Origin of the sequence: Denitraticella aggregata (genome assembly GCF_048158365.1) — a bacterium.
Classification (GTDB): domain Bacteria; phylum Pseudomonadota; class Gammaproteobacteria; order Burkholderiales; family Rhodocyclaceae; genus Azoarcus_F.
The window spans coordinates 117198-130558 of the sequence record NZ_JBLLNL010000008.1 but is presented as its reverse complement, the minus strand read 5'-3'; the positions used below and the strand labels follow the sequence as shown (position 1 = coordinate 130558).

The window sequence follows — 13361 nt, the reverse complement described above, 5'->3', positions numbered from 1 at the left end:
GGTGTGCTCGCGCGTCATCCGTCGGCAGAGCGGGCGGCATGCGCCGCCATCGCTGCGATCACGTCATCGACCTCACCCACCGCCAATGCCTGCCTGATCCGACAGCCCGGATGTCGAGCCTGCGCCGCTTCGACCAGCAGCGGAACATCCTTCTTCAGATGCCCCCCCTGAGCGAGAAACATCGGCACGACCGTGATTCGGGTCGCACCGTCGGCGACGAGCGCATCGATCGCCTCCGGCAGCGTCGGCGTCATGAACTCCAGGAATGCAAGCTCGACCTGCAGTGCAGGCGAGCCTCCCTGTACCATTTCACGCGCGCGGCGCATCGGCCGCGCCCAATCCGGGTCCCGGGCGCCGTGCCCGAACAATACCACCGCCTTTCTCTCGCTCATGTCTTCACTCCGAAACTCGCGCATCGCGCGACAATAGGATCTCGATTGCCCGAGACGCTGCGAACAGACCGAAACTCGCGGTCACTACGACGCTGGATCCATAACCGGCGCAGGCCAGCCCCTGCAGATCGGTCGGAACCTCGCACGAGGCGTTCAGTTCCGGATAGCGCAGCGGCTCGTCCGAGTAGATCGCAGGAATACCGAAGCTTCGCTTCGGGTTGCGCGGAAAACCATGCTCGGCACGCAGCCGCTTGCGCAACTTGGCCAGGAGCGGATCCTGCTCGGTCCGCGACAGGTCCGATACCCGGATACGGCCGGGGTCGGTCTTTCCGCCCGCCCCGCCAGCCACCACCAGCGCAATGCGCGCCGCACGGCAGGCCAGCACGATCGCCAGCTTCGCGCTGACCTGATCGATCGCATCAATCACCACATCGAATCCCTGCAGCAATTCGACCGCGTTGTCGCCCGTAACGAAATCGTCGACGGTCTCCACCTGCGCGAGCGGACTGATTCCCCCGATGCGAGCGCGCATCGCTTCGACCTTGGCCTGCCCGAGCGTCATGTCCAGCGCGTGGATCTGCCGGTTGATGTTCGATTCAGCGATGTGATCGAGATCGATCAGCGTCAGGCGGCCCACCCCGCTGCGCGCGAGCGCCTCCGCCGCCCATGAACCCACACCGCCGATACCGACCACGCACGCATGCGCGCGCCACAGGCGGGCCGCAGCCTGCACGCCATACAGGCGGACGATTCCGCCAAATCGACGCTCGGCATCGACGTCTGCCGGACCGGATGAATCTGTTTCTGTCATGAAGGAATCGATACGTCTTCGGTCAGTGGGTAGGGAGGCTGCGAACTCGCTGCAGCGAATAGACTCCAATCCGTGCAATCAAGTGATGCTCGGCCGAACTCACGGACCCGGCACGCTGGTAAATGTTCATCGGGCCGGAGAAGGCCTCAGGAGGTGGGACATGCTCAATCTGCTTCGCCTGGCGTTGATCGCGATGCTGTTGGCCAGTTTTGCGGCAAACACTCATGCGATCGGTTCGGCCGCCATGAACACCGAACAGGGCCTGCGCGCGCTCGAAGCCGGCCGGTACGCAGACGCCACGATAATGTTCGCGCGCGCCGCCCGTGCCGGCAACCGTCTGGCGCAATACCAGTATGCGATGCTGCTGATGAACGGCGACGCCCCGTCGCAGGAACCGAACGCCGCCTGGCGGTGGTTGCGCCGGTCGGCCGAGGCGGGTTTGCCACAGGCGCAATTCGAATTCGCACGCCTTTATGACGAAGGACTCGGCGTGCGCCAATCCCACGCTGTCGCGGCCGAGTGGTATCGTCGCGCCGCCGAGCAGGGCCATGCTGACGCCCAGTTTCGGCTCGCGATGCTTCAACTCCATGGCACCGGCATCACAGCCAACCCTCATCGGGCAATTCGCTGGTTGCATGCGGCGGCCGTTTCCGGCCGGGCCGACGCGAAGCGCGCGCTGGCGCATATCTATGCTGCCGGCCACGTTGTCGCCGCGGACCCGGAAAAGGCTGCGCGCTGGGCCGAGCGCGCGATGCTCGATCGAAACGACTGACCGCTGGCGGATGCGTCGAAGGCGTGCTTGGTCCACTGCGCGTCGATTCAAGCCGCCTCGATCATGCGTGATTCGTCCAGCCATACGCCCAGACCCTGGGCGTTGAGTTCGAGGTCCATGCGCAGGACGTCGAAAATCTGCTCCTCCGGCAGCGTCCAGCCCTGACGCTCCGCCTCCTCACGCACGATCTGTTCCAGTCCCGCCAGGATCTCAACATGCCGGGCGACGCCCTCACCGCGTGCGGCACGCGCGACCGCGACGGCCGTGTCGATCAGCCGGTGCAGATCGGCCGCCAGTCGCTCGACGTCGGTCACCCGGCTGTAATGGGTCAGATACATCGCATTCGGACCGAAAGACAGCATCCTGTCGATCGACGCATGCATCGCGCCCGGGTCGAACTGGCTCGGCGTCGTGGTCGGAAAGACGAAGGCACGACCATTCACGTCCAGTTCTCGGTAGGACAGCCCGAAGGTGTCCCCGGTGAAGCATGCACGGGCGGTCTCGTCCCAGATGCAGATGTGGTGGCGCGCATGACCCGGCGCGTCGATCACGCGGAAACGGCGATCGCCCATCGACACCTCCAGACCGTCGATCGCGGCGACGATGCGGTCTTTGGCGACAGGCGCGAGCCGACCATACATCGCGAAGGTCTGTTCGGCCCCATAGACCGCCGCGGTCGCGTCCCACAGGCGACTCGGGTCGACCATGTGGCGGACGCCGCGCGGATGCACGAGCAGGTTTGCGTTGGGTAACGCGCACATCAGGCTTCCTGCTCCACCGGCATGGTCCAGGTGAATGTGGGTCAACATGACCCAGGCGACGTTCTCCGGCGCAACCCCGGCCGCAGCAAGCGCGGACAGTACTCTTGGCACCGATGCATTGGTGCCGGTATCCACGACTGCCGCCTGCCCCTGGTGAATGATCAGATGGATGGCGGCCAGGCCGTCCCGGCAATACCCGGAATCGACTGCAAGAATCCCATCCGGATGCGCGGTCACGTACTGCACTGTCGTCCCCTCCTCTTACGAGAGTAATTTTCGTCAATTGTATATGCTTGTGCCTGATCCGAACGAATCCGCCAAAACAGGACCCCAGCATGACTCCCGCCTTCGACTTTGACACCCCGATCGACCGTCGTTCCCTTCCCGGCGAAAAGTGGGGCCGCTACGCAGGCACCGACATCCTGCCGCTGTGGGTTGCGGACATGGATTTCGCAGCCCCTGCGCCGGTACTCGCCGCACTGAAACGGCGCATCGAACACGGCGTGCTCGGCTACACCGATGCGTGGCCGAGTCTCGTCGACGCGGTCATCGACGGCATCGCACGCGATCACGACTGGACGATTCAGGCCGACTGGCTGGTGTGGCTGCCCGGTGTGGTGACCGGCTTCAACCTGGCCTGTCGCATCGCGGGTCACGAGGGCGACGAAGTCTTCACCTCCACGCCGGTCTACCCGCCGTTCCTGACCGCTCCCGCCAACAACGGCCGAAGTCTGATCACTCGCCCGCTGATCGAAGACCATGACGGACGCTGGCTGTGGAACCGCGACGCCACGCACGCCGCCATCACGTCGCGAACGCGCCTGCTTCTGCTGTGCAATCCACACAATCCGACCGGGCGGGTGTTCGACCGCGAAGAACTGGGGTGGCTCGCCGATCTGGCCGAGCGCAATGACCTGATCATCTGCTCGGATGAGATTCACTGCGGACTGACGCTCGACCCCGAGCGGCCTCATGTGCCGATCGCGACACTGGACGAATCGGTGGCCCGCCGCACGATCACCGTCATGGCGCCGTCCAAGACCTGGAACATACCCGGGTTGTACTGTGCCTTTGCGATCATTCCCGACGCAGCCTTGCGAAAGCGCTACCGGAGCGCGATGCGCGGCCTGATTCCGCACCCGAACCTGCTCGGCATGGTCGGGGCCGAGGCTGCCTACCGCGACGGCAATCCATGGCGGCAGGCCTTGCTCGCCTACCTCAGAAAGAACCGGAACCAGGTCATGGAGGCCGTCGCGAACATGCCGGGCCTGCGCGCCACGCGTCCGGAGGCCACCTACCTCGCGTGGATCGACTGTCGGCCGAGCGGACTGGAAGATCCGGTCGGTTTCTTCGAAACGGCCGGGGTCGGTCTGTCGGACGGCAAGGCCTTCGGCATGCCGGACTTCGTCCGACTGAACTTCGGCTGCACCCAGACGACGCTTGATGAGGCGCTGGCCAGGATGCAGACCGCGCTGCGCATGCGCTGAACCGGCATCGACGCACCGGAGCGGGCGCGACGATCGCTCCGGGTCATTCCAGCACGTTGCCGTCAGAACGGGATGTCGTCGTCGAAATCGCCGAAACCACCGCCCTGCGACGACGTCTTGGAAGGTGTTTCAGAGGGCTGCGGGGCCGGCCGGGACGGGCGCGGGGCCGATGCATGGCCCGAAGCCTCCTGGCGTGGGGCCGGCGCATCGCCACCCATGCCCTGGCGACTGCCGAGCATCTTCATCTCGTCGCCACGAATCTCGGTCGTGTACCGATCCTGCCCCTCCTTGTCCTGCCACTTCCGCGTCTGCAGGCGACCCTCGACATAGATCTGACTGCCCTTGCGCAGGTACTGGGCCGCAATTTCGGCCAGGCGGCCGAAGAACACCACCCGGTGCCACTCGGTTGCCTCGCGGCGCTCGCCCGAACTCTTGTCCTTCCAGGTCTCCGTGGTTGCGATCCGAAGATTGCAGATCGCGTCGCCCGAAGGGGCGTAACGGGTTTCAGGATCGGCACCGAGGTTACCGATCAGAATCACTTTGTTCAGGGATGCCATCCCACTCTCCTCTACTGGTATCTGTCACCGACGGCATGAAGGCCATGACCAGGCAGGGCAGGCCGAACCTTCTCTAAGACTGCGGCGCCGCTTCGACCCGGCGCGGCGGCGGCGTCATCGTTGCCGCCAGACCCAGCCACACCAATGCAATCACGGCACAGAACAGATTGACCGCCTGCGAGCCGTAGTGCTGCGCGATCAGTCCGCCCAGCATGCCCCCTACGAACAACCCGATCGACTGCAGCGTATTGTACACACCGAGCGCCGTACCCTTGTTCGCGGCCGGCGCGATTTTCGAGATCCAGGACGGCTGGGTGGCCTCGAGCACGTTGAAGGCGACGAAGAACAAGGTCAGCGACAGTGCAAGTCCCACCAGGCTGTGGCCGAACATCAGCAAGCCCAACTGAACGAACACCAACAATATGATAGCGGCATTGAAGACGAATTTCATGCGGCCGTGCTTTTCGGCGATGATGATTGCCGGAACCATCACTGCGAACGACAACAGCACCGCCGGCAGATAGACCTTCCAGTGCTCCACCATCGGCAGCCCGCCAGCGGCCACCAGCGCTGCGGGGACCAGCACCCACATCGTCGTCTGGATCAGGTGCAGCGCGAAGACGCCAAAATTGAGCCGCATCAGTTGCGCATCCCGCAACACGTCGATGAAGCGCCCCCCCGTCGCGCGTGGCACCGGCGGGGCATCCGGCACGACCCGCAAAACTACATAGATGGCACCGGCTGCCAGCGCCGCGGTCAGCCAGAAGATGCCGGCCATGCCGATCAACGCATACAGCAGCGGCGCAGCGACCATCGAGAACGCGAACACGAGGCCGATACTCGCCCCTATCATCGCCATGATCTTGGTGCGATGCTGGTCACGCGTGAGATCCGCCGCAAGCGCGGTCACCGCCGCCGAGATCGCCCCCGCGCCCTGCAGCACGCGACCCGCGATGACCATGTGGATATGATCCGCCAGCGCCGCCACGACGCTGCCGAGCAGGAAGATCAGCAGGCCCGCGACGATGACCGGCTTGCGCCCGAATCGGTCGGATGCGGCACCGAAGGCGATCTGCAGGAAAGCCTGCGTCAGTCCATATGCACCGATCGCGATGCCGACCAGCGTCAGATCGTCTCCGCCCGGGATCGTGTGCGCATGGACGGCAAAGACCGGAAGGATCAGGAACAGACCGAGCATGCGCAGCCCGAAGATCGCGGCCAGGCTCACGCCTGCACGCCGCTCTGCAGGGGTCATCGAGTCATGCGTCGGATGTGACATCGTGTCGGACCGTCGAATCAAAGCAGCGATTCTAACAGCCCGCGTTTCCGCCGACCCAATCGGTTTGGTCCGGCGCCGAATTCTCTCGTATAGTGATGCGTTACCCAAGGCACGCACCCCTCATGGACGAGATCCGCATTCGCGGCGCGCGAACGCACAACCTCCGGAACATCAGCCTGGATCTGCCGCGCAACAGGCTGACCGTCATCACCGGCCTTTCCGGTTCGGGCAAGTCCTCGCTCGCTTTCGACACGCTCTATGCCGAAGGTCAGCGACGCTATGTCGAATCGCTTTCCGCCTATGCACGCCAGTTCCTGCAGTTGATGGAAAAGCCCGACGTCGATCTGATAGAGGGACTTTCGCCGGCGATCTCGATCCAACAGAAGGCCACCAGCCACAACCCGCGTTCGACCGTCGGCACGGTGACCGAAATCCACGACTACCTGCGCCTGCTCTACGCGCGTGCCGGTACGCCCCACTGCCCGGACCATCCCGACCAGCCACTGCAGGCACAAACGATTTCGCAGATGGTCGACCACGTTCTTGCCTTGCAGGACGACACCCGCCTGATGATCCTCGCGCCGGTGGTGGCAGGCCGCAAGGGCGAACAGCAGGACTTGTTCGCCGAGTTGAGGGCGCAGGGTTTCGTGCGGGTGCGGGTCGATGGTCAGGTCTTCGAGATCGATGCACTGCCGGCGCTGGTGAAGGGGAAACGTCACACGGTCGAGATCGTCATCGACCGGCTCAGGATCCGTCCCGATCAGCGGGGCCGCATCTCCGAATCCTTCGAGACCGCACTCCTTCATTCCGACGGACGTGCCGTCGCGGTGGAGATGGACACCGGCACCGAGCACCTGTTCTCCGCCCGCTTCGCGTGTCCTGTGTGCAGTTACGCACTGGCCGAACTCGAGCCACGCCTGTTCTCGTTCAACAACCCGGCCGGCGCCTGTCCGGACTGCGACGGCCTCGGACAGGTCGAGTTCTTCGACCCTGCGCGCGTGGTCGGGCATCCGGAGCTGTCGCTTGCCGCCGGCGCGATCAGGGGCTGGGATCGACGCAACCAATTCTATTTTCAGATGCTTGCCGGCCTGGCTGCCCACTATGGCTTCGATATCGACACCCCATTCGCCGAACTCGCCCCGGCGACACGCGACGTGGTCCTGCATGGATCGGGGCGCGACAGGATCGCCTTCCGCTATCTGGCCGACAACGGTCGCATGGTGCTCAAGGAACATGTGTTCGAAGGCATCATCCCGAATCTGGAACGCCGGTTTCGTGAAACCGACTCGGTGGCTGTGCGCGACGAGCTCTCCAAGTTGCGTGCGCATCAGGCGTGCCCGACCTGCGATGGCACGCGCCTGCGCAGCGAAGCCCGAAACGTGCTGATCGGCGGCGAACCCCTGCATCGGATCAGCCACATGCCGCTCGGCGAGTGCAAGGCGTTCTTCGACGACATGGTGCTGACCGGACACAGGGCGTTGATCGCCGACAAGATCGTCCGTGAGATCTCCAACCGGCTCAGCTTTCTGATCAATGTCGGCCTCGATTACCTGTCGCTCGACCGCTCTGCCGACACGCTTTCCGGCGGCGAAGCCCAGCGCATCCGGCTCGCGAGCCAGATCGGCTCCGGCCTCACCGGCGTCATGTACGTGCTCGATGAACCTTCGATCGGTCTGCATCAGCGCGATAACGACCGTCTGCTCGCAACGCTTCGCCAACTCAGGGATATGGGCAATACGGTGATCGTGGTCGAGCATGACGAGGATGCGATCCGATCGGCCGACCACGTCGTGGACATGGGCCCCGGCGCCGGCGAACATGGCGGCGAGATCGTCGTCAGCGGCACGCCCGACGAGGTCATCGCCAGCGCGCGCTCGCTGACCGGCGCCTATTTGTCGGGACGCCAGGTGATCGCAACCCCGAAGGCGCGCAAACCACCTGACATGTCTCGCATGCTCAGACTGTCCGGATGCAGCGGCAACAACCTCAAGGACGTCGAGCTCGCATTGCCCTGCGGCCTGCTTACCTGTATCACCGGCGTGTCCGGTTCAGGCAAGTCAACGCTGATCAACGACACCCTCTATGCGCTTGCAGCCAGACACATGTATCGTTCCAATCTGGAGCCGGCGCCATACCGGAGTATCAGCGGCCTGGACTTTCTCGACAAGGTGATCAGCGTCGACCAGTCGCCGATCGGACGGACGCCCCGTTCGAACCCGGCAACCTACACCGGCCTGTTCACGCCAATACGCGATCTGTTCACCGGCGTACCGGAGGCCCGGTCACGCGGCTACGGACCCGGTCGCTTCTCTTTCAATGTGAAAGGGGGGCGCTGCGAGGCATGCCAGGGCGACGGCATGATCAAGGTGGAGATGCACTTTCTGCCCGACATGTACGTCCCCTGCGATGTCTGTCATGGCAAGCGCTACAATCGCGAGACTCTGGAGATCCGCTACAAGGGCCGGAACATCTTCGAAGTACTGGAGATGACGGTCGAACACGCGCACGGCTTCTTCGAGGCGGTCCCGCCCATCGCCCGCAAGCTCGAGACGCTGATCGATGTCGGCCTGGGCTATATCCGGCTCGGACAGAGCGCCACGACCCTGTCCGGAGGTGAAGCCCAGCGTGTCAAGCTTGCACTCGAACTGTCCAAGCGCGACACCGGGCGAACCCTGTACATCCTGGACGAACCAACTACCGGCCTGCACTTCCACGACATCTCGCTGCTGCTCGGCGTGCTTCAGCGCCTGCGCGACCAGGGCAATACGATCGTAATCATCGAGCACAATCTCGACGTGATCAAGACGGCTGACTGGCTCGTGGACCTGGGTCCGGAGGGCGGTGGCAGGGGCGGCAGGGTCGTGTGCAGCGGCACACCCGAACAGGTCGCGGAGGAACCCCTGAGCCACACCGGGCGTTACCTTCGTCGCAGCCTCGGCATGGACGGACCGACCGCCCTCGCCACCCGGCAAGCCATCGGCATCGGGCACTGAGCGCCGAACGCTTGCATCGATTCATCACCACCGCAGCACGGCTGGCGACTCGCCGGTCCTCATTCACGCGTCGAGCGCATGCGCGCGCAACGTCTCAAGGCTCACCACTTCCAGCGCTGACCGGTGGGTTGCCGCGAGCACCACGTCCGGCGCAACACCCGCCTCGAGAGCCTCCCGCCATCTCAACGCACACAGGCACCAACGATCACCCGGTTTGAGGCCTGAGAAGCGATACTCGGGCCTCGGCGTGCTCAGATCGTTGCCACGCTCGCGCGAGAAATCCAGAAAGGCCTCGGTCACCTTCACGCAGATCACATGTCGGCCCAGGTCCTCCGCCGATGTGTCGCAGCAACCGGTGCGGAAGAAACCCGTCAGTGGTGAATAGCTGCATGCCAGCAATGGTCCGCCAAGCACGTTCAATTGTTCCTGAGTACGCGTATCGCTCACTTCGTCCCTCTCCTGTGTGCTCCTGCCCTATCCCGGCGCTGACGGACCGGAATTCAGTCGCTTCTGCACCGCACGCCCTCCGCGCCCCGCTCATGTTCACCCCCAGCGGCGGGTGCACACCCCGGACCGCCGACGCGCTCAGTCAGGATACCCGTCCGGGTTTGAAGACTGCCATCTCCATGCATCCCGACACATCTCGTCGATCCCCCATTGCGCCTTCCAGCCCAGCACACGTTCGGCCAGCGCCGGATTCGCCCAACACTCGGCGACATCGCCCGGCCGCCTCGCCACCACCCGATAGGGCACGCGTCGTCCGGAGGCATGCTCGAACGCTTGCACGACTTCCAGCACGCTGTACCCCCTTCCGGTGCCGAGGTTGATGCACATCGGGGACGGGAGGGATTCGATGCGCTCGAGTGCCCGCAAATGCCCGATCGCCAGATCCATGACATGGATGTAGTCGCGCACCCCGGTTCCGTCGGGCGTCGCGTAATCATCCCCGAAGACCTGCAGTTCGCCGAGCCGCCCGACCGCAACCTGGCTGACGAAGGGCATCAGATTGTTCGGCAAACCATGCGGATCCTCACCGATCTGGCCGCTCGGATGGGCACCGACCGGGTTGAAGTAGCGCAACAGCACGATTCGCCAGGCCGGATCCGCAGCAGACACGTCGCTCAGAATGCGCTCCATCATCCATTTGGACCAGCCGTAGGGATTCGTCGCGGAAGTCGGAAAACCCTCGTCGATCGGCACGCTGGCCGGATCGCCATACACGGTCGCCGAAGAGCTGAAAACCAGGTGCTTGACACCTGCTTCGGCCATGACTTCGGCGAGCGCGACAGTACCGCCGATATTGTTGTCGTAATACCTGAGCGGCTGCGCGACGGATTCGCCGACCGCCTTGAGCGCAGCGAAATGGATGACCGCATCGAGACCGTGCTGCGCGAACACCCGGCGCAGTGCGACCCTGTCACGCACATCGATCGCATGGAAACCCTCGAGGCGCCGCCCGCAGAGCCCTTCGACCCGTGACAGTGCCTCGCGCTTGCCGTTGCACAGGTTATCGACGACCACCACATCGTGCCCCGCCTCCAGCAACACCAGACACGTGTGTGAGCCGATGTAGCCGGCTCCCCCGGTCACCAGGACGCGCGCCATCTCCAACCCCGTTGATATGAATCCCGCTTCAGCCCATCATTTGTTCGATGAACACCTTGCCCGATGTTACGCCAACACCACCGATTCGACATCACGATGAACCCGCAAAATGACGAACAGGCTGTCCGCATCGACAAATGGCTGTGGGCGGCACGATTGTTCAAGACCCGCAGCCTCGCGCGGGACGCCGTCGAAGCCGGCCACGTCCGCGTAAACGACACCCGCTGCAGGCCCAGCCGGCTCGCGCGTGTCGGCGACCGGCTCAACGTCGTCACGGGCCACGCCACGATCGAGCTGATCGTCAAGGCGCTCTCCGGTCAGCGCGGCCCTGCCACGCTCGCACAGACCCTTTACGAAGAAACGGCTGCGAGCGTCGCAGAACGGCGTCGCCGCGAACAGGCCGGGGTCGATCGTGCGCGTAGTCAGCACGACGTCGGTTCCAGACCGACGAAACGCGATCGCCGCAGACTGCAACACCTGATCGACAGCGGGTGAGCCTCGGGCCGATCGTCACGGTACAGTCAGGGTCGCGCCGATCTTGCCTGTCCAAGGGCCCGGACGAAAAAAAGGCCGACCGGAGTCGACCTTCTTCCACACAAAACGGCAGTGTTCAGGCAGCGTTGGCTTCCGCGAGATCCGGCGTGCGCTCGTCCGCCTCGACCTCTTCCGGCCTGTCCATCAGTTCGACCAGCGCCATCGGCGCGTTGTCGCCGTCGCGGAATCCGAATTTCAGGATGCGCAGATAGCCCCCCGGGCGCGACGCGAAGCGCGGACCGAGTTCGTCGAAGATCTTGACGACCATCTCACGATCACGAAGGCGATTGAAGGCCAGTCGGCGATTGGCCAGGCTGGGCTTCTTGCCCAGCGTGATCAGCGGCTCGACGACGCGGCGCAGTTCCTTCGCCTTTGGCAGCGTCGTCTTGATGACTTCATGACGCAGCAGCGAGTTGGCCATGTTGCGGAACATCGCCTGACGATGGCTGCTGGTCCGATTCAGCTTGCGAAGACCGTGACGGTGACGCATTTCATTACCTCACTTGACCGGCACGTCTCAACCGAGCTTCTCGAGCCCGGCCGGCGGCCAGTTTTCCAGTTTCATTCCAAGCGTCAACCCGCGTGTGGCCAACACTTCCTTGATTTCATTGAGTGACTTCCGACCGAGATTCGGCGTCTTGAGCAACTCGGTTTCGGTGCGCTGAATCAGATCGCCGATGTAGTAGATGTTTTCGGCTTTCAGGCAGTTTGCCGATCGCACCGTGAGTTCGAGATCGTCCACCGGACGCAACAGAACGGGGTCCGGTTCCGGCTCGTCGGACTTCACCGTCGCTGGTTCCGTACCCTCAAGATCGGCGAAAACCGACAGTTGATCCATCAGCACGCGAGCGGCATAACGAATCGCCTCTTCCGGATCGACCGCCCCGTTCGTCTCGATGTCGATCACGAGACGATCCAGGTCGGTGCGCTGCTCGACGCGCGCGCTCTCGACCAGGTAGCTCACTCGCCTGACCGGACTGAACGATGCGTCAAGCATGATCCTGCCGATGCTCTTGCTCTCGTCATTGACCGGGCGGACGTTCGACGGCTCGTAGCCGCGGCCTTCCTGAACCTTGATCTCGACATCGATCTTTCCGCCCGGCGCCAGATGCGCGATCACATGCTCCGGATTGATGATCTCGACGTCATGGCCGACCTCGATGTCCGCGGCGGTGACGATCCCGTCACCGGATTTCGACAGGCGAAGCGTGGCTTCACTGCGATTATGCAGCTTCAGCACGACGCCCTTGAGGTTCAACAGCACGTCCACGATGTCCTCGCGGACGCCGTCCAGGGTCGAGTACTCGTGCAACACCCCCTCGATGCTGACTTCGGTCGGCGCACAGCCGGGCAGCGAAGACAGCAGGATGCGGCGAAGCGCGTTACCCAGCGTGTGACCGAAGCCTCTTTCGAACGGCTCCATCGTGACGCGCGCATGAAGCGGCGATACGTTCTGGACGTCGATGATGCGGGGTTTCAGCAGTGAATTGCTTTGCATCAGCAGTTCCTCGGGCTCATTTCTTCAGACGAACCGGTTAGCGGGAATACAATTCCACAACCAGGTTCTCGTTGATCGTCGGTGGCAGTTCGGCGCGCTGCGGATAAGCCTTGAACGTGCCCTTGCCCGCCTTGGCGTCGACCTCGATCCACTCCGGGTAGCCACGTGACACGGCCGCTTCCAATGCAGCCTTGACCCGCAGCTGGCCACGCGAGCGCTCGGTGAGCTCGACGACGTCACCCGGCTGCACAACGTAGGAAGGGATGTTCACGCGCTTGCCATTGACCAGGATGCCGTTGTGACGGACCAGCTGGCGAGACTCGGAACGCGACGCACCGAACCCCATGCGATAGACGACCGAATCGAGACGGCCTTCGAGCAGTTGCAGCAGGTTCTCACCCGTCTGCCCCTTCTTGCGATCCGCTTCCGCGTATACACGGCGGAACTGCCCCTCGAGCACCCCATACAGGCGGCGGATCTTCTGCTTCTCACGCAGCTGCACGCCATAACCGGACATACGATGCCCGGAACGCTGGCCGTGCTGACCCGGCGCATAGGAACGACGCTCGATCGCACATTTGTCGGTGAAACACTTCTCACCCTTCAGAAACAGTTTTTCGCCCTCGCGACGGCACTGACGGCACTTGGGATCCAGATTACGAGCCACAATTC

The 13361-nt window shown here is 63.7% G+C and carries 14 protein-coding genes; 4 read left to right on the top strand and 10 right to left on the bottom strand.

Translation table 11 applies throughout. The annotated features are described in order from the left end of the window. Window positions 1-14: 14 nt before the first annotated feature. On the bottom strand, window positions 15-392 hold the full coding sequence (locus ACKVEX_RS11460; protein ID WP_473215859.1) for a sirohydrochlorin chelatase: 378 nt from the start codon (window positions 390-392) through the stop codon (window positions 15-17). A 4-nt stretch (window positions 393-396) separates the two neighbouring features. Beyond that, window positions 397-1203 (bottom strand): tRNA threonylcarbamoyladenosine dehydratase, encoded by an 807-nt coding sequence (locus ACKVEX_RS11455; RefSeq protein WP_473215858.1) that lies wholly within the window; start codon window positions 1201-1203, stop codon window positions 397-399. A gap of 160 nt (window positions 1204-1363) precedes the next feature. Between ACKVEX_RS11455 and ACKVEX_RS11450 the strand changes: the two genes are divergently transcribed. After that, window positions 1364-1975, top strand: a complete 612-nt coding sequence (locus ACKVEX_RS11450; RefSeq protein WP_473215857.1) for a tetratricopeptide repeat protein — start codon at window positions 1364-1366, stop codon at window positions 1973-1975. Window positions 1976-2022: 47 nt separating this feature from the next. On the opposite strand, the gene ACKVEX_RS11445 is transcribed toward ACKVEX_RS11450, so the two are convergent. Beyond that, a complete protein-coding gene (locus ACKVEX_RS11445; RefSeq protein WP_473215856.1) occupies window positions 2023-2982 on the bottom strand; it encodes an MBL fold metallo-hydrolase in 960 nt (319 codons plus the stop codon). A gap of 89 nt (window positions 2983-3071) precedes the next feature. Here ACKVEX_RS11445 and ACKVEX_RS11440 point away from each other — a divergent pair, with 89 nt between their 5' ends. Continuing rightward, complete coding sequence (locus tag ACKVEX_RS11440; RefSeq protein WP_473215855.1) at window positions 3072-4223, top strand: MalY/PatB family protein; 1152 nt, start codon at window positions 3072-3074, stop codon at window positions 4221-4223. 62 nt (window positions 4224-4285) lie between these two features. Here ACKVEX_RS11440 and ssb read toward each other — a convergent pair whose 3' ends face one another. Both ssb and ACKVEX_RS11430 read right to left on the bottom strand, forming a co-directional pair. Further along, window positions 4286-4780 (bottom strand): single-stranded DNA-binding protein, encoded by a 495-nt coding sequence (gene ssb, locus ACKVEX_RS11435; protein ID WP_473215854.1) that lies wholly within the window; start codon window positions 4778-4780, stop codon window positions 4286-4288. A 73-nt stretch (window positions 4781-4853) separates the two neighbouring features. Continuing rightward, the gene (locus tag ACKVEX_RS11430; RefSeq protein WP_473215853.1) at window positions 4854-6035 is read right to left on the bottom strand and encodes an MFS transporter; all 1182 of its coding nucleotides are present in this window, start codon (window positions 6033-6035) and stop codon (window positions 4854-4856) included. Window positions 6036-6181: 146 nt separating this feature from the next. Between ACKVEX_RS11430 and uvrA the strand changes: the two genes are divergently transcribed. Then, entirely contained in the window at window positions 6182-9052 is a 2871-nt protein-coding gene (uvrA, locus tag ACKVEX_RS11425) for an excinuclease ABC subunit UvrA (RefSeq protein WP_473215852.1), read from the top strand. Between the two features lie 63 nt (window positions 9053-9115). Here the strand turns inward: uvrA and ACKVEX_RS11420 are convergent, their stop codons facing one another. Together ACKVEX_RS11420 and galE are read right to left on the bottom strand one after the other, a co-directional pair. Beyond that, complete coding sequence (locus ACKVEX_RS11420; RefSeq protein WP_473215851.1) at window positions 9116-9499, bottom strand: DUF2237 family protein; 384 nt, start codon at window positions 9497-9499, stop codon at window positions 9116-9118. A 138-nt stretch (window positions 9500-9637) separates the two neighbouring features. Next, on the bottom strand, window positions 9638-10657 hold the full coding sequence (galE, locus tag ACKVEX_RS11415) for a UDP-glucose 4-epimerase GalE (RefSeq protein ID WP_473215850.1): 1020 nt from the start codon (window positions 10655-10657) through the stop codon (window positions 9638-9640). A 96-nt stretch (window positions 10658-10753) separates the two neighbouring features. Between galE and ACKVEX_RS11410 the strand changes: the two genes are divergently transcribed. Further along, window positions 10754-11152, top strand: coding sequence for an RNA-binding S4 domain-containing protein (locus ACKVEX_RS11410; RefSeq protein ID WP_473215849.1), 399 nt, complete (start codon window positions 10754-10756; stop codon window positions 11150-11152). Between the two features lie 115 nt (window positions 11153-11267). Here the strand turns inward: ACKVEX_RS11410 and rplQ are convergent, their stop codons facing one another. The 3 genes from rplQ to rpsD are packed head-to-tail and all read right to left on the bottom strand — an operon-like array spanning window position 11268 to window position 13356. Further along, window positions 11268-11681, bottom strand: a complete 414-nt coding sequence (rplQ, locus tag ACKVEX_RS11405; RefSeq protein ID WP_473215848.1) for a 50S ribosomal protein L17 — start codon at window positions 11679-11681, stop codon at window positions 11268-11270. Between the two features lie 27 nt (window positions 11682-11708). Beyond that, window positions 11709-12689 carry a DNA-directed RNA polymerase subunit alpha gene (locus ACKVEX_RS11400; protein ID WP_473215847.1) on the bottom strand — a complete coding sequence of 327 codons (981 nt, stop codon included), beginning with the start codon at window positions 12687-12689 and terminating at the stop codon, window positions 11709-11711. 37 nt (window positions 12690-12726) lie between these two features. Further along, complete coding sequence (rpsD, locus tag ACKVEX_RS11395) at window positions 12727-13356, bottom strand: 30S ribosomal protein S4 (protein ID WP_473215846.1); 630 nt, start codon at window positions 13354-13356, stop codon at window positions 12727-12729. Window positions 13357-13361 lie beyond the last annotated feature (5 nt).

Coding starts and splice junctions, on each gene's coding strand:
- ACKVEX_RS11440 (WP_473215855.1), top strand. CDS start 3,072: ATGACTCCCGCCTTCGACTTTGACACCCCGATCGACCGTCGTTCCCTT.
- uvrA (WP_473215852.1), top strand. CDS start 6,182: ATGGACGAGATCCGCATTCGCGGCGCGCGAACGCACAACCTCCGGAAC.
- ACKVEX_RS11410 (WP_473215849.1), top strand. CDS start 10,754: ATGAACCCGCAAAATGACGAACAGGCTGTCCGCATCGACAAATGGCTG.
- ssb (WP_473215854.1), bottom strand. CDS start 4,780: ATGGCATCCCTGAACAAAGTGATTCTGATCGGTAACCTCGGTGCCGAT.
- ACKVEX_RS11460 (WP_473215859.1), bottom strand. CDS start 392: ATGAGCGAGAGAAAGGCGGTGGTATTGTTCGGGCACGGCGCCCGGGAC.
- ACKVEX_RS11400 (WP_473215847.1), bottom strand. CDS start 12,689: ATGCAAAGCAATTCACTGCTGAAACCCCGCATCATCGACGTCCAGAAC.
- rplQ (WP_473215848.1), bottom strand. CDS start 11,681: ATGCGTCACCGTCACGGTCTTCGCAAGCTGAATCGGACCAGCAGCCAT.
- ACKVEX_RS11450 (WP_473215857.1), top strand. CDS start 1,364: ATGCTCAATCTGCTTCGCCTGGCGTTGATCGCGATGCTGTTGGCCAGT.
- ACKVEX_RS11430 (WP_473215853.1), bottom strand. CDS start 6,035: ATGACCCCTGCAGAGCGGCGTGCAGGCGTGAGCCTGGCCGCGATCTTC.
- galE (WP_473215850.1), bottom strand. CDS start 10,657: ATGGCGCGCGTCCTGGTGACCGGGGGAGCCGGCTACATCGGCTCACAC.
- ACKVEX_RS11455 (WP_473215858.1), bottom strand. CDS start 1,203: ATGACAGAAACAGATTCATCCGGTCCGGCAGACGTCGATGCCGAGCGT.